Origin of the sequence: Kitasatospora sp. NPDC059599 (assembly GCF_042735125.1) — a bacterium.
Taxonomy (GTDB): domain Bacteria; phylum Actinomycetota; class Actinomycetes; order Streptomycetales; family Streptomycetaceae; genus Kitasatospora.
Genome location: NZ_JBHWCL010000173.1, coordinates 1 through 19,658, shown reverse-complemented (window position 1 = coordinate 19,658; position 19,658 = coordinate 1). Strand labels below are relative to the sequence as shown.

General features: G+C 74.1%; 21 protein-coding genes. 10 read left to right on the top strand and 11 right to left on the bottom strand.

Features of this window, described 5'->3' with window-relative positions; translation table 11 throughout:
- Positions 1–131: 131 nt before the first annotated feature.
- Both ACFV04_RS38080 and ACFV04_RS38075 read right to left on the bottom strand, forming a co-directional pair.
- Positions 132–593, bottom strand: coding sequence for an SRPBCC family protein (locus ACFV04_RS38080; RefSeq protein WP_380535566.1), 462 nt, complete (start codon positions 591–593; stop codon positions 132–134).
- Positions 594–906: 313 nt separating this feature from the next.
- Positions 907–1,398: an ArsI/CadI family heavy metal resistance metalloenzyme gene (locus tag ACFV04_RS38075; protein ID WP_380336767.1), complete on the bottom strand. Its 492-nt coding sequence runs from the start codon at positions 1,396–1,398 to the stop codon at positions 907–909.
- Positions 1,399–1,486: 88 nt separating this feature from the next.
- Here ACFV04_RS38075 and ACFV04_RS38070 point away from each other — a divergent pair, with 88 nt between their 5' ends.
- The 7 genes from ACFV04_RS38070 to ACFV04_RS38040 all read left to right on the top strand — a co-directional run bounded on the left by ACFV04_RS38070 (position 1,487) and on the right by ACFV04_RS38040 (position 6,618).
- Complete coding sequence (locus ACFV04_RS38070) at positions 1,487–1,867, top strand: ArsR/SmtB family transcription factor (protein ID WP_380336770.1); 381 nt, start codon at positions 1,487–1,489, stop codon at positions 1,865–1,867.
- Positions 1,864–2,610: an aquaporin gene (locus tag ACFV04_RS38065; protein WP_380535564.1), complete on the top strand. Its 747-nt coding sequence runs from the start codon at positions 1,864–1,866 to the stop codon at positions 2,608–2,610. The genes ACFV04_RS38070 and ACFV04_RS38065 overlap by 4 nt, the downstream gene beginning before the upstream one ends.
- A gap of 41 nt (positions 2,611–2,651) precedes the next feature.
- Complete coding sequence (locus ACFV04_RS38060; RefSeq protein WP_380336776.1) at positions 2,652–3,071, top strand: arsenate reductase ArsC; 420 nt, start codon at positions 2,652–2,654, stop codon at positions 3,069–3,071.
- 23 nt (positions 3,072–3,094) lie between these two features.
- Entirely contained in the window at positions 3,095–3,568 is a 474-nt protein-coding gene (locus tag ACFV04_RS38055; protein ID WP_380337197.1) for a GNAT family N-acetyltransferase, read from the top strand.
- A 174-nt stretch (positions 3,569–3,742) separates the two neighbouring features.
- Positions 3,743–4,645, top strand: a complete 903-nt coding sequence (locus tag ACFV04_RS38050; protein WP_380535562.1) for an alpha/beta fold hydrolase — start codon at positions 3,743–3,745, stop codon at positions 4,643–4,645.
- A 181-nt stretch (positions 4,646–4,826) separates the two neighbouring features.
- A complete protein-coding gene (locus ACFV04_RS38045) occupies positions 4,827–6,059 on the top strand; it encodes a metallophosphoesterase (RefSeq protein ID WP_380535560.1) in 1,233 nt (410 codons plus the stop codon).
- Between the two features lie 154 nt (positions 6,060–6,213).
- On the top strand, positions 6,214–6,618 hold the full coding sequence (locus tag ACFV04_RS38040; protein ID WP_380535558.1) for a VOC family protein: 405 nt from the start codon (positions 6,214–6,216) through the stop codon (positions 6,616–6,618).
- A 4-nt stretch (positions 6,619–6,622) separates the two neighbouring features.
- Here ACFV04_RS38040 and ACFV04_RS38035 read toward each other — a convergent pair whose 3' ends face one another.
- Together ACFV04_RS38035 and ACFV04_RS38030 are read right to left on the bottom strand one after the other, a co-directional pair.
- Positions 6,623–7,330, bottom strand: a complete 708-nt coding sequence (locus ACFV04_RS38035; protein WP_380535556.1) for a helix-turn-helix domain-containing protein — start codon at positions 7,328–7,330, stop codon at positions 6,623–6,625.
- A 138-nt stretch (positions 7,331–7,468) separates the two neighbouring features.
- Positions 7,469–9,058, bottom strand: coding sequence for an MFS transporter (locus ACFV04_RS38030; protein WP_380535554.1), 1,590 nt, complete (start codon positions 9,056–9,058; stop codon positions 7,469–7,471).
- 249 nt (positions 9,059–9,307) lie between these two features.
- On the opposite strand from ACFV04_RS38030, the gene ACFV04_RS38025 reads away from it, so the two are divergent.
- A complete protein-coding gene (locus ACFV04_RS38025) occupies positions 9,308–10,132 on the top strand; it encodes a TetR/AcrR family transcriptional regulator (RefSeq protein WP_380535552.1) in 825 nt (274 codons plus the stop codon).
- A 97-nt stretch (positions 10,133–10,229) separates the two neighbouring features.
- On the opposite strand, the gene ACFV04_RS38020 is transcribed toward ACFV04_RS38025, so the two are convergent.
- On the bottom strand, positions 10,230–11,003 hold the full coding sequence (locus ACFV04_RS38020) for an isocitrate lyase/phosphoenolpyruvate mutase family protein (RefSeq protein ID WP_380535550.1): 774 nt from the start codon (positions 11,001–11,003) through the stop codon (positions 10,230–10,232).
- A gap of 128 nt (positions 11,004–11,131) precedes the next feature.
- Complete coding sequence (locus ACFV04_RS38015) at positions 11,132–12,478, bottom strand: hypothetical protein (RefSeq protein WP_380535548.1); 1,347 nt, start codon at positions 12,476–12,478, stop codon at positions 11,132–11,134.
- Between the two features lie 64 nt (positions 12,479–12,542).
- Between ACFV04_RS38015 and ACFV04_RS38010 the strand changes: the two genes are divergently transcribed.
- Positions 12,543–13,376 (top strand): ArsR/SmtB family transcription factor, encoded by an 834-nt coding sequence (locus ACFV04_RS38010; protein ID WP_380336803.1) that lies wholly within the window; start codon positions 12,543–12,545, stop codon positions 13,374–13,376.
- A gap of 66 nt (positions 13,377–13,442) precedes the next feature.
- On the opposite strand, the gene ACFV04_RS38005 is transcribed toward ACFV04_RS38010, so the two are convergent.
- The 4 genes from ACFV04_RS38005 to ACFV04_RS37990 form a co-directional block, all read right to left on the bottom strand.
- A complete protein-coding gene (locus ACFV04_RS38005) occupies positions 13,443–13,955 on the bottom strand; it encodes a DinB family protein (RefSeq protein WP_380336806.1) in 513 nt (170 codons plus the stop codon).
- A 58-nt stretch (positions 13,956–14,013) separates the two neighbouring features.
- The gene (locus tag ACFV04_RS38000) at positions 14,014–14,811 is read right to left on the bottom strand and encodes a VOC family protein (protein WP_380336809.1); all 798 of its coding nucleotides are present in this window, start codon (positions 14,809–14,811) and stop codon (positions 14,014–14,016) included.
- Positions 14,812–15,015: 204 nt separating this feature from the next.
- Complete coding sequence (locus tag ACFV04_RS37995; protein WP_380535545.1) at positions 15,016–17,436, bottom strand: germacradienol/geosmin synthase; 2,421 nt, start codon at positions 17,434–17,436, stop codon at positions 15,016–15,018.
- Between the two features lie 352 nt (positions 17,437–17,788).
- A complete protein-coding gene (locus ACFV04_RS37990; RefSeq protein ID WP_380336815.1) occupies positions 17,789–18,136 on the bottom strand; it encodes a DoxX family protein in 348 nt (115 codons plus the stop codon).
- 262 nt (positions 18,137–18,398) lie between these two features.
- On the opposite strand from ACFV04_RS37990, the gene ACFV04_RS37985 reads away from it, so the two are divergent.
- Entirely contained in the window at positions 18,399–19,043 is a 645-nt protein-coding gene (locus ACFV04_RS37985; RefSeq protein ID WP_380336817.1) for an HhH-GPD-type base excision DNA repair protein, read from the top strand.
- Between the two features lie 294 nt (positions 19,044–19,337).
- Here ACFV04_RS37985 and ACFV04_RS37980 read toward each other — a convergent pair whose 3' ends face one another.
- Positions 19,338–19,559 (bottom strand): KTSC domain-containing protein, encoded by a 222-nt coding sequence (locus tag ACFV04_RS37980; RefSeq protein WP_360253747.1) that lies wholly within the window; start codon positions 19,557–19,559, stop codon positions 19,338–19,340.
- Positions 19,560–19,658: the final 99 nt, after the last annotated feature.

The following is a 19,658-nucleotide window of genomic DNA, read 5'->3' as shown; positions in this document are numbered from 1 at the left end:
GGTCGGGGCCGTCGTTGCTCGTAGTCTCAACGGGCCCTTCGGTCCGCTGTCGGGCGTCTTCCTCGACGCCCTCGGCCACCCGCCGGATGAGACCCCCCACCCGCTCGGCGACGCCCGTGGGCCCACCGGCCTCAGGTGCCGCGGCCCAGCCGTCGGGCCAACACTCGGCCGCGCTCGGCCTGCACCGCTCCGGCCTTCCCCGCCGCATAGCGAAGCAGGCCGAACGGCGCGTGCAGCCGGAGTCGATCGACCACCAGGGAGCCGCCGTCGCCCAGAGCGGTGACGACGAAGCGGTAGTCCATCCGCACACCGCCGGGACTGACCACCTCGCCGCTGACCGTCGCCTCATCCGGCAGCCGGGCGTCCTCGGTGCGCAGGCTGACCTGGATGACGTTGTCGTGCCGGACCAGTCCGAGGAACCGGAAGCGCTCGACGGCGACGTAGTGCGTGACCCCGCCTTCGCACCGCACGTCCCGCACGTCCACGAGCAGCGGGGAGAGCCCGACGTAGTTCTCGGGGTTCGCCAGATGGGCGAGCACAGCGGCGGGCGTCGCCGCGATGTCGTAGCTGTGGCTCAGTTCGGTGCTGGGCACGTCCAACTCCCCTGTCCGGCCCGGGGCCGGCCGTCGTCGTGGACCGGGAACGATCGGTGGATGATCGCACCATCCCGCCGGCTCCGCCAAGGCCACGGCCCAGGAGAAACCGGTGGTCCCAATCCTGGTCTCGTTCATCCGGCCCCGACCGGTTCACCGGTCGGGGCCTTCTGCGTTCCGTGGTCTCGGTTTTGTTCGCAGTCGCGGTTTCGGGCGCTGGCGACGGGCGCTCGCCCGCCACCCGAGCCTCGATGGTCTCGCTCGGACGTGGGTTCTCCGCCTGGCCGACCCCGAGCCCGAGCCGCTGCGCGGATCAGCTCCCGCAGGCGCAATCCGCAGCAACCCCGACCTCGGCCGGGCTTCGAGTGGGGTCGAGAAGCCGCGCATCGGCAGTACAGCAGGCGTCCGGTGCGCTGTCCGCACGCTTGCCGAGGGTGTCGGCGTCACCCTTGACCACGTAGACCTCCCAGGGCTCCTTGCCGGGGCCGGTGACCCAGACCTTGTCCTGGAGCGCGTAGCAGCAGGAGGTGTCGTTCTCCTCGAAGGTGGCCAGGCCGGCGTCCTTGAGGCGGGTGGTGGCGGCGGTGACCTGCTCGGCGCTCTCGACTTCGACGCCGAGGTGGTCGAGGCGGGTGTCCTCGCCCGCCTCGCCCTCGATCAGGACGAGCTTGAGCGGCGGCTCGGCGATGGCGAAGTTCGCGTAGCCGGGGCGACGCTTGGCGGGCTCGGCGCCGAAGAGCTTGGAGTAGAAGGCGACGGAGCCTTCGAGGTCGGCGACGCGCAGGGCGAGCTGAACGCGGGACATGGCTGTCCTCCCCGATCCGGGTCTTGTTTCGACGGGTGTCGATACAGGCGAGCTTGCCACTGGATTAGATGGGCGTCAACATAGACACATGTCGAATCTGGAACTGAAGGTGCTCGGCCAGGACGAGGCGGCGGTCGTGTGCTGCTCGCCGATGGTCCGCGAGCCGCTGGGCGAAGAGGCCGCCGTCGACCTGGCGAAGATGTTCAAGGCCCTGTCGGACCCGGTGCGGCTTCGACTGCTGTCGCTGATCGCCTCGCACGAGGGCGGGGAGGCGTGCGTCTGCGACCTGACCGGGCCGTTCGACGTCTCCCAGCCGACCATCTCCCACCACCTGAAGGTGCTGCGCGAGGCCGGTCTGGTCGGCTCCGAGCGGCGCGGGACCTGGGTCTACTACTGGGTGCTGCCCGCCGCTCTGGCCCGGCTTTCCTCCCTGCTCCAGGCCCCGACCGCCGCCGGAGGGGCCAGATGACCGAGATGGCTCCGCTGAGCCGCCGGGCAGCCGTCGAGTTCGTCGGGACCGGCGCGCTGGTCGCCGTCGTGGTCGGCTCCGGCATCCAGGCCACCAAGCTCTCCCAGGACGTCGGCGTCCAGTTGCTGGCCAACTCGCTCGCGACCGTGTTCGGCCTCGGCGTGCTGATCCTGCTGCTGGGCCCGGTCTCCGGCGCCCACTTCAACCCGGCCGTGACCCTGGCCGCCTGGTGGACCGGCCGCCGCGACGGGGACGGGCCCGCGCTGAAGGAGGTCGCGGCCTACGTTCCGGCCCAGGCCGCCGGTGCGATCGGCGGCGCGGTGCTCGCGGACGCGATGTTCGCCGAACCGCTCGTACGCTGGTCGACGCATGATCGCTGGGCGCCTCATCTGTGGCTGGGCGAGGTCGTCGCGACCGCCGGCCTGATCCTGCTGATCTTCGGCCTGGCCCGCATCGGCCGCGCGCACCTTGCTCCGGCTGCGGTCGCCTCCTTCATCGGCGCCGCCTACTGGTTCACGTCCTCGACCAGCTTCGCCAACCCCGCCGTGACGATCGGCCGCGCATTCACCGACACCTTCGCCGGCATCGCCCCAGCCTCCGTCCTGCCGTTCATCGCTGCCCAACTCGTCGGCTTGATCGTGGGCATCACGCTGGTCGCCGTGCTGTTCGGCCGACCGGCGCCCGCCGCCGAGGACATCGTCGTCCCGCACGGCGACCACCACCCGGCCCAAGCCTCCCGCTGACGCCGCCGCTTCCCGCTTCGACGACCGAAGGACCCCTTTTCATGAGCACCCCCGCCGTCCCGTCCGTGCTGTTCGTCTGTGTGCACAACGCCGGCCGTTCCCAGATGGCCGCCGCCTTCCTCACCCGCCTCGGCGGCGACCGGGTCGAGGTCCGCTCGGCCGGCTCCGCCCCGGCCGACACCGTCAACCCGGCCGTGGTCGAGGCCCTGGCCGAAGTCGGGATCGACATCTCCGCCGAGACACCGAAGGTGCTCACCACCGAAGCCGTCCAGGCGTCCGACGTCGTGATCACCATGGGCTGTGGCGACGCCTGCCCGTACTTCCCGGGCAAGCAGTACCTGGACTGGAAGCTCGACGATCCGGCCGGCCAAGGCGTCGACGCCGTCCGCCCGATCCGCGACGAGATCGAGCGGCGCGTCCGCGGCCTGCTCGCGGACCTCGGCGTCGAGACTGCCGAATGAGCGGGGCTTTGCGCGTCGCCGCCATGGCGCCCGAGCACGCCGACCAGATCCTGGCCATCTACCGACACGGCATCGACGAGGGCAACGCCACCTTCGAGACCACCGCCCCGACCTGGGCCGCCTTCGACCGCGCCAAGCTTCCTGACCACCGGTTGGTCGCCCTCGACACCGACGACCGGGTCCTCGGCTGGGCTGCCGTCACCGCCGTCTCCGACCGGTGCGCGTACGCGGGCGTGGTCGAGCACTCCGTCTACGTCCACCCCGACGCGCGCGGGCGAGGAGTCGGAGCCGCGCTCCTCGACGCCCTGATCGCCTCGACCGAGGCCGCCGGGATCTGGACCATCCAGTCCGGCATCTTCCCCGAGAACACCGCCAGCCTGGCCCTCCACGCCCGCGTCGGCTTCCGCGTCATCGGTATCCGCGAACGCATCGGCCGCCACCACGGCAACTGGCGGGACGTCACCCTCGTTGAGCGTCGCAGCCCCAGCATCGACTGACCAGGGCACCGCCGTTCACTCCGTCGCAGGTCAGAACGGGTGTGAACCCCGACGGACAGGGCTCGTGAGAATGGGAAGGCGCCGAGCGGCGCCGAGCGGCGCCGTCGCGGGGGCCGGCCCGGGCGGGCGGAAATTCCGTCGCTCGGGGCGGGAGGGGTGGCGGATGATCGGCGGATGCCTCAGCAGACGCCACAGGAACCGCAGACCGGCCCCGCCGAACGGACCGGCCCGGCCGGGCGGGCCGGACTGACGGAGTGGACCGAGCGGATCGTGGTCCGGGACGGCGTGCGGCTGAGCTGCCGCGACCGGGGTGGCGACGGCGGTTCGCCCCCGGGTGTCCCGGTCGTCCTCCTGCACGGCCTCGCCGGGCACGTCGGCGAGTGGGACGCGGCCGCGGCGCACCTCCTCCCCCGGCACCGCGTGGTCGCGGTGGACCAGCGCGGCCACGGCGCGAGCGAGCGCCGTCCGGCGGACGTCTCCCGCTCCGCGTACGTCGCGGACGTGCGGGCGGTCTGCGAGCAGCTCGGTGTGCACCGCCCGGTGCTGGTGGGCCAGTCGCTGGGCGGCCACACCGCGATGCTGACCGCGGCCGCCCACCCGGAGCTGGTGCGAGGCCTCGTGCTGGTCGAGTCCGGCGCGGCCGCGGGGGACCCGGGGACCGCGGACGGGATCGGCGAGTGGCTGGATTCCTGGCCGGTCCCGTTCCCCTCGCGGGCGGCGGCCCGGGCGTTCCTCACCGAGCAGGGCCTGAACGGTGAGGCCTGGGCGGCCGGGCTGGAGCGGCGCGGGGACGGCTGGTACCCGCGCTTCGAGCGGTCGGTGATGACCCGGGCCGTCGCCGGGGTGTCCGTCCGCGACTGGTGGCCGCAGTGGCGCGAGGTCCGGTGCCCGGTCCTGCTCGTCTTCGGGGAGAAGGGCATCATTCCGCCCGCGGAGTCCGTGCGGATGCTCGACTCGGCCGGTCCGTCGGCGCGGACGACGGCGGTTTCCGTCCCGGGCACCGGCCACGACGTCCACCTCGACCGGCCCGACGTCCTGCACGCCCTGCTGTCGGACTTCCTCGCGTCACTCCCGTAGCCGGCGGGGGTGGCGGACACCTCCCGGTGTGATCGCGAAGGCCCCGACCGAGGATCGGTCGGGGCCTTCGTCGGATGATGGGGGGACAGCGGACGACGTGAGGGGCGGCGCAGTGACTGACAGCGGATCCATCGGGTCGGGGTCGGACCTCCGGCCGGCCGGCGGGGTACCGGGGAGCGTCGTGGACGGCACCGCGCCCGGGGAGGCGGCGGCAGCCGCACCGGGTACGGAGGCCGCGGGCGGGGGCGCGCGGCGTCGGCGGTCCGGGCTCCGGCGGCTGGCCGTGCTCGTCCTCGTCCTCCTGCTCCTGTGCTTCCCGCCGTGGTGGACGCTCTTCGCCGGTGGCGCAGGCTGGCCGTTCCCGGTCTTCCTGGCCGGCACGGTCGTCCTCGCGGGCTGGATGGTCTCCTTCCCCTTCCTGATGATCGCGGGCCACGGGCCGCGGCGCTCCGACCGGGCCGCCCGGATCGCGGACACCAGCCTCGGCGTGATCTGGGTGCTGTTCACCTGGTCGGTGCTGGGCGGCGTGGCGGACCTGGCGCTGGCCGGGTTCGACGTCGGCGGCACCGGCCGGGCCAGGACCGTGGCGGTGGTCGTGGCCGCGGTCTCGGCCGGGCTGCTGGGCTGGGGGCACCACGAGGCGATGCGCGTGCCCCGGGTGAGGCGGCTGGACGTCCACGTGCCGCGGCTGGGCGGCGGGCTGGACGGAACCCGGGTCGTGGTGCTGGCCGACACCCACTACGGGCCGATCGACCGGGCGCACTGGTCGGCGCGGGTCGCGGAGGCGGTCAACGCGCTCGACGCGGACGTCGTGGTCCACGCCGGGGACATCGCCGACGGCACCCCCGCCCAGCGCCGGGAGCAGTCCGCGCCGCTCGGGACGATCCGCTCGCGGCTGGCCAAGGTCTACGTCACGGGGAACCACGAGTACGGCGGGGAGGCCCAGGGCTGGCTGGACCGCATGGCGGAACTGGGCTGGGAACCGCTGCACAACCGCCACGTCGTGGTGGAGCGCGGCGGGGACGCCCTCGTGCTCGCCGGCGTGGACGACGTGACCGCAGAGCACTCCGGCCTGGCCGGGCACCGCGCGAACCTGGCCGGCGCGCTCGCCGGGGCGGACCCGGCGGATCCGGTGCTGCTCGTCGCCCACCAGCCGAAGTACGTCCCGCAGGCCGCCGCCGCCGGCATCGACCTGCAGGTCTCGGGGCACACCCACGGCGGCCAGATCTGGCCGTTCAACTTCCTCGTCCGGATCGACCAGCCGGTCGTACGGGGCCTGAGCCGGCACGGGGAGCGGACCCAGCTCTACACCAGCCGGGGCACCGGGTTCTGGGGCCCGCCCTTCCGGGTCTTCGCCCCGAGCGAGATCACCCTGCTCACGCTGCGCTCGGGCGCCGGGCCGGCCGCCGGGTAGGACACCGGAGCCGTCACGTCACCACGGACGGAAACGCCGGGGGACGCCGGAAACGCCGGGGGACGCCGGAAACGCCGGGGGACGCCGGGAAACGCCGGGCGGCAACGTCCGATTCGTTCAAGACCGGTGGGGGCGCCCTGCCTAGCGTGGGGGCATGAACAGCACACCCGCACCGCAGCTCGCCTTCATCGGCCTCGCCGTCTCCGACGTGGCCGCCTCGGTCGCCTTCTACCGGCGGCTCGGCATCGCGTTCCCCGAGGGCGCCGAGCAGGAACCGCACGTCGAGGCGCAGTTGCCCGGCGGGCTGCTCCTGGTGCTCGACGCCGAGTCCACCATCCGTTCGTTCCACCCGGCCTGGCAGCCGCCGACCGGTGGCGGGCGGACCGCGCTGGCCTTCCGCTGCGGGAGTCCCGCGCACGTGGACGCACTGTACGAGGAGCTGACCGGCGCCGGGTACCACGGGGAGCTGAAGCCGTGGGACGCCTTCTGGGGACAGCGCTACGCCACGGTGCACGACCCGGACGGCAACGGCGTCGACCTGCTCGCCCCGCTGTCCTGAGCCGTCAGGGAGCCAGCAGGGCGGTCACCGTCATGCCCGCCAACTCCCTGACGTCGCGCGCCAGATGGGCCTGGTCGGCGTAGCCGCTCCGGGCCGCCGTCTCGGCGAGCGGGACGCCGGAGCGGGCCAGTGCGAGGGCGCGCTGCATCCGCAGGATGCGGGCAAGCGTCTTGGGACCGTAGCCGAAGGCGGCCAGCGAGCGGCGGTGCAGTCGGCGCGCGCCGAGGCCGACCGCCGCGGCCGTGGCCGCGACCGACCGGCCGGCGGCGAGCGCGGCGACCACGGCCCGGATCTGCGGGTCCTCGGGCTGCGCCGCGGCCGCCAGGCGCAGCGCCAGGTCCTCCAGCGCGACGGCCGGGTCGGACGCCGCGTCGATCCGTTCGGTGAGGCGCCGCACCTCGGCCCCGGGCCGCAGGTCGGACAGGTCGACCCGGCGGTCCCGCAGCTCGTGCGCGGGGACGCCGAGCAGTGCGGGCGCGGCACCGGGGCGCAAGCGCACACCGGCCCACGGGCCCGTCAGGCCCGGTCCCGGGCGGAAGGCCCGGGTGTCCGGGCCCGCGACGAGCAGCCGACCCGGCGTCCACAGCAGGTCCATGCAGCCGTCGGGCAGCACGGGCCCGGCGGCGTCGGCGCCCGTGGGTCCGACAGCCCGCTTCGTCCAGACGACCGCGCCGGGAACCCGGGACGCACGCTCGACGTACTCCGAGGACATGGGGCGAAGGCTACGCGCCCGCGCCGGGGAGCGCCCTGAAGCGCCTGGTCGGGGCCCCGGCCGGGGTCGGCTGAACACCGCCGGCCCCGGGCCAAGGCCCCGGCCCGAGGCCAGGACCCCGGCCGGGGCGACGTCGGCTCAGCCGACCGCCTCGACCGCCGACTCCGCGGCCCCCGACCCCGCGGCCCCGTTCCCGGCGGCCCCGTTCCCCGCACTCTCCGCACCCCCGCCGCGCATCAGCACCAGGGTGAGCGCCGCGGCCGCCACGACCGCGACGCCGCCCACCGTGAACGTGGTGGAGGTGGCGGTGTTGAACGCCTCGCGGGCGGCCGCGACCAGTGCGCCGTCCCCCGTGGAGCCGGCGACGGCGAGTGCCCCGGTGATGTCGTGGCGCGCGGCCTCGGGGGCGCCGGCGGGCATCGCGCCGGTGTAGGTGCCGGAGAGCACGGTGCCGAGGACGGCCACGCCGAGCGCGGCACCGGACTGCTGGACGGTGTCGTTGAGCGCGGAGCCGACGCCCGCGTGCTCGCCGGGGATGGCGCTCATCAGCGCGTTGGCGGCAGCGGGCATGCCGAGGCCGGAGCCGACGCCCAGCACCAGCATGGCCAGGGCGACCTTGGGGAAGCCGTCGCCGACCGAGAGGGTGGCCAGCAGCCCGAACCCGCCGGCGATGACCAGCATGCCCACCGCGGTCAGCACCCGTGCCGGGACCTTCTTCCCGACTGCGGCGCCCACCCCGTTGAACACCAGCGAGGCGACGGCCAGCGGGATGAAGGCCAGTCCGGTGTCGGTGGGCGAGAACTCCAGCACGAACTGCAGGTACTGGGTGAGCACCAGCATCAGTCCGCCGGTGGCGAAGGTCAGCAGGACGAGCGAGAAGCTGGCGCCGGTGAACACCCGGTTGCGGAACAGCTTGAGCGGGACCATCGGCGAGTCGGTGCGGACCTGCCGGACGGCGAACCCGGCCAGCGCTGCCACGGCGACGACGAGCGCGCCGAGCGTGCTCGCGCTGGTGAGGCCGTCGCGGGGCAGCACGACGATCGACCAGACCAGCGCCGCCATGCCGACCATCGACAGCAGCATGCCCGGCAGGTCGGGCCGACGCCACGGCCCCTTGGACTCGGGCATCAGCAGTACCGCCGCGAGGATCGCGACCGCCGCGACGGGCACGTTGAGCAGGAAGACCGCGCCCCACCAGAAGTGCGCGATCAGCGCGCCGCCGAGCACCGGCCCGCCGACCAGGCCGACCATGGCCACCGCGCTCCATGCGGCGATGGCCTTCGGCCGTTCGTCGGCGTCGAACACGGTGATCAGGATGGACAGCGTGCTCGGCATGACCAGTGCGCCGCCGACGCCCATCAGGACGCGCCCGGCGATCAGCTGGCCGGGGCTGTCGGCGACGGCCGCGACCAGCGAGGCCGCGCCGAACAGTGCCAGTCCGACGATCATCACCTTCCGCCGCCCGTAGCGGTCGGAGAGGCTGCCCGAGGTGAGCAGCAGGCCGGCGAAGACCAGGATGTACGAGTCGATGATCCACTGGATGTCCTGCGCCCCGGCCTTGAGGTCCTCCGCGATCGGCGGGATGGAGACCGTCAGGACCATGTTGTCGATCACCAGCACCAGGCTGCTGAGACAGAGCACGACCAGGATGAGCCAGCGCCGCGGATTCCGTTCCACCGCGTTTCCCCCTTCGAACTTCACGTACGGCGCGTTCGCCACGTACGTCACGAACTCCTCGGGGTTCGCGGTCCGCGAATCCCGGGATCGGCATCGGCGCGCAGGCCGTGGCCGCGCGGGTGGTCGTCCGCCGCGGCCGGAGCCCTGCGGAGGTCGGTGCGGGCACACCGTCCGCCGTCCCCACGGGTGCGGTGTGCGCCGCTCCGAACACTGTACGGAGACCGCACAGTGTTCGCAACGCCGTACACCGTGCGGAGCCACTTATGCTGAACCCGACGGAGCCCGGACGGGCGGCCGCAGGTGAGCACCAGTGACGAGGAGGGCCGGATGGCGGCCAAGCCGGAGGACGGTACGTCGGGAATCCCGACGCTGTGGACCCGACCGCAGCGACCCCGCCGGGACCAGCCGGCCCTCAGCCGCGAGCAGATCGTGACCGCGGCCCTCGCCCTCCTGGACAACGACGGCATCGAAGCGCTGAGCATGCGCAAGCTCGGCGCCCGCCTCAACGCCGGCGCCACCTCGCTGTACACCTACGTCGCCAACAAGGACGAGCTGCTCGCGCTCGCCGTCGACCAGGTCTTCGCCGAACTCCCCCTACCGGAGCCGACCGGAGCCGACGGCAGCAACACCGGCGGAGACCCCAAGGTCTGGCGCGCGGCCATCGAGGAGGTCGCCGAGGAAGTGCGCGCGGCCGTCCTGCGCCACCCCTGGATGGTGTCGGTGATCGGCGACGTCGGGATGGTCTACTTCGGCCCCAGCTGGATGCGGCTGTCCGAGGCGCTCCTGGCACTGCTGGAGGACTCGGGAGTCGACCTCGTCGACGCCAACGAGGCGATGGGCGTCGTCATGGGCTACACCATCGGCGCGGCCACCGTCGAGGCCGCCTGGCTGAGCACGCTGGCCAAGCGGGGTCGGGAGGAGCAGGAGTGGATGGACCAGCTCCTGCCCGCCGTCATCGAGGCCACCAAGGACCACCCGCGACTGCACCGGCTGTACACCACGCAGGTCGACCAGGAGATCCTGGCGGGCCGGGACTCCTCCTTCCTCAGCGGCGTCCGGCTGATCCTGGACGGGATCGAGGCCGCGTGGGCGGCCCGGTCCACCGACCGTGAGGGCCGGGCCTGACAGCCGGAGCCGGAGGCCGGAGCCCGAGGAGAAGGACCCGGGAAAGGGGCCTGGAAACAAGACCCGGCCACCGGGGGCGAGCCCAACCCCCTCCGGATCACCGCTCGTTGAGAGCCTGCACCTCCGCGTACCCCGGCACCGCCCCGACCGGTCCGCCCGAGGCGACCGCGTCGGCCGTCGCCACCGCCGCCGCCAGCGCGGCGCGGTACAGCAGCGACCCGAGGCTGACCCGGGCCACCCCGAGCGAGGCCAGCTCGGCGAGGCCCGGACCGGCCGGCGTCCAGAGGATGTTCAGCGGGACGGCGAGGGCGCCGACCACGCGGCCGATCACCGCCGGATCGGCCAGCCCGGGGACGAACACGCCGTCCGCGCCCGCTCGCCGGTACGCCTCCAGACGCCGGAGGGTCTCCGGCTCGGGGTCGTCCTGCGCACACCAGTAGGTGTCCGTACGGGCGTTCACGAACAGCTCCGGCACGGCCGCCTTCACCGCCGCGACCTTCGCCGCGTGGACGGCGGCCGGCGCCAGGGTGCCGTCCGCCCGGCCGTCCTCCAGGTTGATCCCGACCGCCCCGGCCTGGGCCAACTCCACTGCCAGTGCGGCGACTTCGTCCGGGTCGTCACTGAAGCCGGACTCCGCGTCGACGCTGAGCAGGAAGCCGCCGCGGCCGAGCCGCCGCGCCAGCCGTACGGTCTCCGCCCGGGTGGCTGCCGCGCCGTCGGGCAGCCCCGCCGCGGCGGCCACGCCCAGGCTGGTGGTGCCGATCGCGGCGTGGCCGGCCTCGGCGAGGGCGGCGGCCGAGGCGTGGTCCCAGGCGTTGGGGAGCAGCAGCGGCCGTCCGGGGCGGTGGTGCAGGGCGGCGAAGGGGGTCATGGTGGGGCCTCCGTGCTTCATGTGTCCTCCGGGGTTCGTCTGCTCGTACGGGCAGCACGGGCTCCTGCGCGGTCCCGCGCCCACGTGCTGATGCGCTCACGTGCTGATGCGCTCACGAGCGCAGGCACTCACCTGCTCTTCTGCAGGTCCCCCACCGAGTCCGCGTAGTACCCGGACTCCGCGACGTGGCGGACGATCCGCCGGAAGCTCCAGCCCGTACCCGGCGAGTCGTCCAAGTACGCCTCCGGCAGTGCGGCCACCCGACGGGACCAGATCCCGGCCAGCCGGGTCAGCCGGCTGCGGGCCTCGTCCAGGTCGGCGGCGGTGAACGGGGCGAGGTCGGCCGGGGTGGTGACGTTGGAGGCGTGCCAGTGGTCGGGGTCGGTCGGCTCGCCGGACAGCCTGGCGTCCCACTCCGCGAGGTGGTCGAGGAGGTGGTCGGTGACCCGCCGAACCGCCTTGTGCGGCGTGTAGGTGCGTCCGTCGGCGTTGACGACCGGACGGCCGTCCCAGGCGGTCCAGGTGGCTGCCAGGGCGAGTACGTGGTCGACCATCTCCGGTACCAGTACGGCGAGTTCGGCCTTCCCGGCGCCCCTCCCGACCTCCGCGCCGCGGTCCGCCGGCTCCACGTCCGCCGGCTCCACGTCCACCGCATCGCGGTCCACCGGCTCCGACTTCAGGGCCGGGTCCGCGGGATCGGAGGCCCCGAACAGGATGCCCTCGGCGATGACCAGCGCGTGCGAACGCCCCGGGCAGAGGCGGGGCGGCGCGCCGAACCCGAGCGCGACGCCCTCCGGCGCCTGCGCCTGTGCGGCCGCGATGTCCAGCACGACGTGCGTCCCCGCCGGTACGGCGGCCCCGCCGACCTCGGTCGCCCGGGCGGCGAGGCGGCGCATCACCCGCACCGGCGGGTCCTCGCGCAGCGCGCCGGCCGGTCCGAGCCCGTTCCGGCGGGCGTGCTCGACCAGCGCGGCGGTGGCGTCGCAGGCCTGGACGAGCAGGCCGATCCGGTTGGCGGCCGTCTCTTCGTCCGGGTCGCCCATCGCGGGCAGCAGCCGGGCCACCGCCGCGTCCGCCGCCGGGTCGTCCGGCACGTCCGCGAAGTACGACCGGGCGACCGTCGCGACGTCCCGCGCCACGGCCTCCGGGTCCGCCAGGCCGAGCGCCGCCGCCAGCACCCGGACCACCCGCAGCCGCACGTCGGGCTCGAAGCCGGCCGCTGCGGCCACCCGCAGCGCGGCGGGGTCCAGCCGCTCCAGGTCGGCCAGCACCAGCGCCCGGCGCCGGGCGTGCGTCCCGCCCGAGCTGAACCGGGCGACGGCGGCCCGCAGCCGGGCCACCCCGGCCGGCCCGCCGGGGGCGACGGGCGCGGCCGGCAGCGGGACCAGCGCCGGGTCGGCCAGGGCCGCCGTGACGTCGTCGTAGCGGGAGAAGGTCGTGATCGCGCGGTCGGAGACGGCTGTCGGTTCGCTCATGCCGTCATCGTGGCCCCAGGTCGTTTCGGCCCCGGCCGAAACGTGCCGGAGCGACCATGGAGCCATGCCCCCGCAACCGCAAGCACGACCGCACCCTCAGCCACACCCGCAGCCTCAGCCACACCCGCAGGCACAGCCAGAACCGCGCCCCGCCCGTTCCCCGGCTCCCCGCCCGGCCCGGCGCGCCGACCACGGCGGCGCGGCGATCTCCGCCCTCGCGGCCCTGCTCGCCGACCCCACCCGCGCCGCCTTCTGCTCCGCACTCCTCGACGGGCGCGCCTGGACGTCCGGCGAACTGGCCCGGCACGCGCGCGTCGCGCCGTCCACGGCCAGCGAGCACCTGTCCCGGCTGATCGCGGGCGGCCTGCTGGCCGAGGAGCGGCAGGGCCGGCACCGCTACGTCCGGCTGGCCACGCCCGCCGTGGCCACCCTGATCGAGGACCTGACCTCCTTCGCCGAGGGGGTCGGCGGCAACGGCTCGTCCGCGCCCCGCACCCTGGGCGAGGCGACCCGGCTCAGCGCCGAGGCCCGCGCCCGGACCTGCTACGACCACCTGGCCGGCCGCCTCGGCGTGGCCGTCGCCGACGCTCTGCTCGCCCGCGGCCTGGTCGCCGACGAGTCCGGCCTCGCCGTCACCGAGCGCGGCCGGGACTGGCTGGCCGCGCAGGCGATCGAGCTGCCGCCGCGCGCGGGCCGGCGCGGCGGGCGCCCGGTGGTGCGTGGCTGCCTGGACTGGACGGAGCGCCGCAGCCACCTCGGCGGGGCTCTGGGCGCGGCGCTCTGCCGGACCGCCCTGGACCGGGCCTGGGTGGAGCGGATCGGCTCCGGCCGGGCCCTGCGGGTCACCCCGGACGGCAGCCTGGCACTGCGCGACCTGCTCGGCGTGGAGATCCCCTGACGGCCTTCCGAGCAGCGGCCCCGCGAGCGGCCCGGGCCGTCTCCGGCGGCCTCGCCCGGCCCGCCCTCACCCCATCGACTTCGCCCCGTCCAACGACTCCCGGATGATGTCCGCGTGCCCGGCGTGCTGGGAGGTCTCGGCGATCAGGTGCAGCAGCACCCGCCGGACCGACCAGGTCGCGCCCGGCTCGAACCACGGCGCCGGCGGCAGCGGGTGGGCCAGGTCGAGGTCGGGCAGGGTCCGGACCAGTTCGTCCGTCCCGCGCGCCACCCGCTCGTACTCGGCGAGCAGCCCGGCCAGCGTCTCGCCCTCCACCATCCGGAACTGGGCTGCCCACGACTCGGCGGCGCCGGACCCGCCCGGGTCCCCGTCCCCGGCCCGCATCGCCTCCGCGCCTCCGGTCATGAACCGCACCCAGCGCGCCTCGACCGCCGCCACGTGCTTGATCAGGCCGCCGAGGCACAGTGCGCTGACCGTGGTCCGCTCGGCCGCCTGCGCGTCGGTGAGGTCGCGGACGGTGCGCCGCAGCAGACCACGGTGCTTGTCGAGCGTCTCGACGAGTTCCTCGCGCTCGCTCATCGGACGCACCCCGACGGCCGCGCGCCCCACGGGCGCTGCCCGGACCGGCGCGTCCCCATCAGACCTCCACCGTGCCGGGCGTCTCGCCGACGGTCCGTCCGAGGTCGATCAGCCCGAAGGCCGCGCCCTGCGGGTCACCGACCGCCGAGAACCGGCCGAACGGGCTGTCCATCGGCCCGAAGTACACCTTGCCGCCGCGCGCCGTCAGCCGCTCGATCGCGGCGTCGACGTCGTCCACGGCGAAGTAGACGCTGACGTACGAGGGGGCCTCGGGCGGCAGGAAGTCGCCTTCCGCTCCCATCCGGCCCAGTACCGGCCGGTCGCCGACCTGGAACATCCGGTAGTCGAACTCCTCGGAGTCCATCTTCCGCACGCCGTACGGGAAGACCGCCGGGAAGAAGGCGTCCGCCTTCGCGGGCTCGCGGGTCACCACTTCGGCCCAGCTGTACGCGCCGGGCTCGCCCTGCTTCTCGAAGCCCTCGTGCCGCCCGGCCTGCCAGACGCCGAACACGACGCCGCCCGGGTCCTTGGCGATCACCATCGTGCCGAAGTCGCCGACCTGCATCGGCCCCATGACCACCTCGCCGCCGTTGGCGCGGATCCGCGCGGCGGTCGCGCCGGCGTCCGGCGAGGCGAGGTACAGGCACCAGGCGGACTGCGCCTGCTGGCCGGGCATCGGCGGAACGACCGCGGCGACCGCCTTGCCGTCCGAGTACGCCTGTGTGTAGTTCCCGAACTCCGACGAACTCTCGCCGAAGGTCCAGCCCAGCACGTCGCCGTAGAAGGCCTTCGCGCCCTCCAGGTCGGTGAACATCGCGTCGGCCCAACAGGGTGTGCCCTCAGGTAGCGCAGCCATGTCTCTGCCCTCGTGTGCGGCGAATGCGCGCACCGGAAGGCGCACGCCGGCCCCCGACTCGCCAGCCTAGCCACGACGCGGCGCACCCGCGCGGGATGGCCCGCACGGGTGCGCCGGACGCCCACCGTCAGCCGCGACGACCCCGACGACGCCGACCGCCGCGACCGCCCTGACCGCCCTGACCGCCCTGACCGCCCTGACCGCTCAGTGTTCCGTCACCGCCCCGCTCAGCGGCGGCCGCAGCGAGGCCGTGCCCAGGCCGGTCGGCCCGAGCGGCACCGGTACGGACGGCACTGCGGCCGCCCGCCGCGCCCGCGTCGCAGCGGCTAGGTCCCGCTCCGCGCCGTAGTGCCGGCGCAGGTCGTCCTCGCCGTACCGGCGGCAGCCCTCGTGCCAGTTCAGGACGCCGGCGAGCCAGTTCTCCAGCTCCTTCACGTATCCGTCGAGGACCTTGCGCACCTCTCCGTCCAGCCCGAAGTCCTCGTACATGACCGGGAGTTCCTTCTGCGCGACGTGCTGGAACTGGCTCAGCCGCGAGTGCATGAGGTCGTCGACGATCCGGACCGCCGCCGCGTAGTCGCAGGCGAAGAAGTTCTGCACCACCAGGACGACGTTGTGCAGCTCGCCCTCGTACTCGATCTCCTTCTGGTACGAGAACACGTCGTTCACCATGGCCCCGTAGTCCATGGCGGAGTTCTCCAGCGCGCGCATCGAGCCGTGCCGGTACACCTCCGGCGGCACCTCCCGGCCGTGGCCGAGCCGGCACAGGCTCGCGGTGAGGTCGGAGCCGAAGGTCGCGCGGCGCATCTCCAGGTAGTCCACCGGGTCCGGGACGCGGTTCTGGATCAGGTTGGCGATCTCCCAGACCCAACTCGCCGTCATGGCCTCGACGGACGAGCGGAACCGGCTCCTGGCCTCGACGCTCATCGGTGCGGCGGTGCGCTCCCAGATGTCGGCGAGGCCGCGCTCCAGCGCGTTGGCCGGCTCCGGCGCCGGGCTGCCGTCCACCGGCATGAACAGCCCCAGCCGCTCGGTGGCGCGCTTGGCGCCGGCCAGGTCGCGGGTGCGGCCGAAGACCGTCGGGTAGTAGTCGTCGGCCCAGGTGCCCCACGCCAACCAGGCCGAGCCGATGTCGAGTTGTTCGGCGGTGGCGTCCGGGTGGAGGCCGGCCGCGCAGAGCGCGAGGTCGTAGTCGCGCATCGACTCGACGTCCCAGATGCCCGATCCGGGCACCCCCGGGTCCGCCGCCAACAGGCCCATCCGCTCGGCCCACTCGACCACGCGTTCCCGGGCGCCGTCCAGGTGCGGGCTCAGCGACAGGGTGAACGGCAGCTTGAACTCGGGCAGTCGGGACGGGCCGACGGCCCGGAACGGCACGTGCCCGTGCGAGCGCGCCCGCCGTCCGGCCGGGCCGGCCGCGTCCTTCGCCGCGCGCGCCGCCGTGTCGCCGCCCGCACCGCCCCCGGCCTCCACGGCCGTCACGGCCCCGCTGCGCAGGACGTCCAGCGCCGACGTGCCGATCCCGCCGATCGCGTACTGGTCCCACCAGTTGCCGGAGCCCGGCAGCCCGGGCAGGCCAGGCAACGCACCGCCCGACCCCGGCGCCACCTCGCCGGCCGAACCGGCCGACGCCCCACCGCCGTTCATGTAGCGACTGGAACGCATGTGCCACTCGTGCCCGCCGGACTGCCAGTCCTGCAGGCCCTTGACGTACGCCAGGACCTTCGCTTCACCCGCCGGGTCCAGCCCGGTCTCCGCGAACAGCACCGGCAGTTCGGTGAACACGGTGTTCTCGAACTGCTGGAGCCGCGAGGTGAGCAGGTCGTTGACGGCCTCGGCGGCTTCCTGCGTGGTGCACTCCAGGAAGCGTTCCAGCACCAGGATGCCGTTGCTCAGCTCGCCCTCGTCCTCCACCTCGCGCTGGTACGAGAAGATGTCGTTGCGCAGGTGCACGCCGTCGGAGAAAGCGTCCATCAGCACCCGCAGCGCGCGCGAGCCGGAGACCTCCTTCGGCACCTCGGCGTCGGCGGCGTACTCGACCAGTTGCGCGGACCAGGGCGCCCCGCCGACCTTGCGGCGCATCTCGATGTACTCGACCGGGTTGGCCACCCGGCCCGCGTCGATGTTGGAGAGCTCCCAGAGCGACTCGTCGAGCAGGTTGCGGGTGCTCTCGGCGAACCGGGCCCGCCAGTCCTCGCCCATCGCCGGCACGGTGCGCCGCCACAGGTCGGCCAGGCCCGCCTCGACCGGGTTCTCCGGCTCGGGCACCGCGGCGGCCGGGTCGGCCGGCATGAACAACGGCAGCCGGTCCAGGTGCGCCTTGCCCGCCTCCCGGTCGTTGGTGCGCTTGTACATGTCCAGGAAGTGGTCGTCGAAGAAGAAGACCCAGACGTACCAGTCGGTGACCAGCGACAGCACCTCGGCGGAGGCGTCCGGGTGGGTGTAGGCGCAGAGCAGCCCGTAGTCGTGGGCCTCCAGGTCGGCCTGATCCCAGATGCCGGAACCCTCCAACATGCCCATCTCCCGGGCCCAGCCGGTGGAATGGGTCCGCGCCTCGTCCAGGTGGGGGTTGAGGCGTGCCGGGTGCGGCACGTAGAAGGACGGCAGTTCGAACGGCTGGGTCACGGCGGGCGAGCCTTTCTGGACGCGTCGATTGGACCAAGAATGACCCGCGACCCGGACGCCACACCGGCACAACAGGAACAGTCATATGAGATGACCAAATTGCTCGAACCCCAGCTCGAACCCCAGCTCGAACCGCCGCCCGAGCGACCGGCCAGCCCTGGATCGTACGTACGGCCCGACCCCCACCGCCCCACCCACCCCACCGGAACCACCCGCCCGGCCGAGCGCGCCCACACCTCCGCGCGCACCCCGCCCCGCCGCGCACCACCCTTCACCACCCCGGGCCCCAACTCCGCCGGGGCGGACCGCGATCGGCCCGGCCCGCCGGGACGCCCCGCGACCCTCCGCGACCTCAGGCGGCCAGTCCCAGGGCCAGCGACGCCGCCGCCGGGGCCAGGTAGACCAGGGGGAAGGGGATGTGGGCGTACGCCCGCGCACGGACGACGGTGACGACGGCGCCGAGGAAGTAGAGGATCACGCCGACGGCGGCCGCGTAGCCGACGGCGGGGACGGCGAGGCCGGCCAGGAGGCCGAGGGCGCCGGCCGCCTTGGCGACGCCGAGCCAGGTCCACCAGGCGCGCGGGACGCCGTAGTCGGCGAGGGGCTTGACCACGTACTCGGCACCGGCGAAGACCGAGTAGGCCGAGAAGCCGACCATGAGGGCGGCGAGGACGGTGACGACGGTGTGGGTGACGGACATTGAAGTGCTCCCCATTCGCAGGCTGTTCGGTTCGACACCCCTCCGACCCGGCACCCGCGACGGATGTGACAGGCGCGGGCAAAAAATATCCCGCGCCACGCCCGGGAGCGCCCAACAACCGCTCCGCCAACGAACAAAGCAGGTGCGGCAAGGCCTGGCACACCAAGACTTCCACCGCTACGGGCGTGTTGACCGCCTCCCCCCAGGTCGCGTCCACCAGACTGGGCGCCGACCCGACGTCAACTCCGAGGAGGGCAAGCCCATGAACGTCACCGTGCGGCTCGCACAGCAGCCCGAGGCCGACGAACTGCTCGGACGGAGTGCGCTCGCCGCGCTCGTCGGCATGTTGCTGGACCAACAGGTGCCGATGGAGTGGGCGTTCACCGGCCCGCTGACCATCGCCCAGCGCCTCGACCGGGACGACCTGGACGCCCACGAGATCGCCACCTACAACCCGGAGGAGTTCGTCGCGCTCCTCTCGGCCAAGCCCGCCGTGCACCGCTACCCCGCGGCGATGGCCAAACGGGTCCAGCAGCTCTGCCAGTTCCTCGTCGCGCAGTACGACGGCGACGCCGCCGCACTGTGGAAGAACGTCCGCACCGGCAAGGAACTGCTCAGCCGCCTCAACGCCCTGCCCGGCTTCGGCAAGCAGAAGTCGCAGATCTTCCTCGCCCTGCTCGGGAAGCAGTACGGCGTCCGCCCCGAGGGCTGGCGCGAGGCCGCCGGCGCGTACGGCGAGGAGGGTGCGCACCGCTCGGTCGCCGACATCACGGGCCCCGAATCCCTGACCCTGGTGAGGGAGTTCAAGCAGGAGGTGAAGCGCGCCGCGAAGGAGGCCAAGGCCGCCGCCAAGCCCCGCACCACCACTCGGACGACGGTCGCGCCGACCCCGACCGGCGCCCGCTGAGAACCGGTCGTCCCACCTCGCGAGGCGGCGCCCCCCGGCACGACCGCAACCGCCCCGGCCCCGCCGAGCGTGTCCGCCCGGTTCGCCCCCGACGGGCGCCTGATCACCGTGCCCCGCACGGCAGCCCGCCGGGAGAGCTCCTGGCCCACCTCGCCGACACCCTCGTCGAACCCGGCCGCGGCTCCACCGAGGCCGAGGTCACCGCCGTGCTGCACGCCGGGCACGACGACGCCCCGCCCTGCACCGCCCCCAGGCCGAGGCCGGCCACCTCGCCCGTCCCCGGGACGGCGGCGGCTACCGGCCGGTCCCCGAGCGCCGGTACGCGTACCGCCCGCGGATCCGCCGGACGAAGTACCGCCCGTGGCTCTCCGCGGCCAACAGCTCGCGGTGCACCCGGGCCGGTACGTCCGCGTACACGTACAGCCGTCCACCGGCGAACTCCAGCTCCAGGAGCCGCGCCGCCCGGTCGTAGCCGACCGAGCGCAGCACCGAGGAGTCCACCGCCGTACGGTCCATCGCCCTCCAGTGTGCGGCGGGGGGGGCCGGGGGGCGCGGGGGGCCCGGGCCCCCCCCCCCCCCCCCCCGCCCGGGGGGGTGATAAAAAAAAAAAAACCC

Coding starts and splice junctions, on each gene's coding strand:
- ACFV04_RS38070 (WP_380336770.1), top strand. CDS start 1,487: ATGTCGAATCTGGAACTGAAGGTGCTCGGCCAGGACGAGGCGGCGGTC.
- ACFV04_RS38020 (WP_380535550.1), bottom strand. CDS start 11,003: ATGACCCCCTTCGCCGCCCTGCACCACCGCCCCGGACGGCCGCTGCTG.
- ACFV04_RS37980 (WP_360253747.1), bottom strand. CDS start 19,559: ATGGACCGTACGGCGGTGGACTCCTCGGTGCTGCGCTCGGTCGGCTAC.
- ACFV04_RS38010 (WP_380336803.1), top strand. CDS start 12,543: ATGCCCCCGCAACCGCAAGCACGACCGCACCCTCAGCCACACCCGCAG.
- ACFV04_RS38060 (WP_380336776.1), top strand. CDS start 2,652: ATGAGCACCCCCGCCGTCCCGTCCGTGCTGTTCGTCTGTGTGCACAAC.
- ACFV04_RS38065 (WP_380535564.1), top strand. CDS start 1,864: ATGACCGAGATGGCTCCGCTGAGCCGCCGGGCAGCCGTCGAGTTCGTC.
- ACFV04_RS38035 (WP_380535556.1), bottom strand. CDS start 7,330: ATGTCCTCGGAGTACGTCGAGCGTGCGTCCCGGGTTCCCGGCGCGGTC.
- ACFV04_RS38075 (WP_380336767.1), bottom strand. CDS start 1,398: ATGTCCCGCGTTCAGCTCGCCCTGCGCGTCGCCGACCTCGAAGGCTCC.
- ACFV04_RS38055 (WP_380337197.1), top strand. CDS start 3,095: ATGGCGCCCGAGCACGCCGACCAGATCCTGGCCATCTACCGACACGGC.
- ACFV04_RS38050 (WP_380535562.1), top strand. CDS start 3,743: ATGCCTCAGCAGACGCCACAGGAACCGCAGACCGGCCCCGCCGAACGG.
- ACFV04_RS37985 (WP_380336817.1), top strand. CDS start 18,399: ATGAACGTCACCGTGCGGCTCGCACAGCAGCCCGAGGCCGACGAACTG.
- ACFV04_RS38000 (WP_380336809.1), bottom strand. CDS start 14,811: ATGGCTGCGCTACCTGAGGGCACACCCTGTTGGGCCGACGCGATGTTC.
- ACFV04_RS38040 (WP_380535558.1), top strand. CDS start 6,214: ATGAACAGCACACCCGCACCGCAGCTCGCCTTCATCGGCCTCGCCGTC.
- ACFV04_RS38015 (WP_380535548.1), bottom strand. CDS start 12,478: ATGAGCGAACCGACAGCCGTCTCCGACCGCGCGATCACGACCTTCTCC.
- ACFV04_RS37990 (WP_380336815.1), bottom strand. CDS start 18,136: ATGTCCGTCACCCACACCGTCGTCACCGTCCTCGCCGCCCTCATGGTC.
- ACFV04_RS38005 (WP_380336806.1), bottom strand. CDS start 13,955: ATGAGCGAGCGCGAGGAACTCGTCGAGACGCTCGACAAGCACCGTGGT.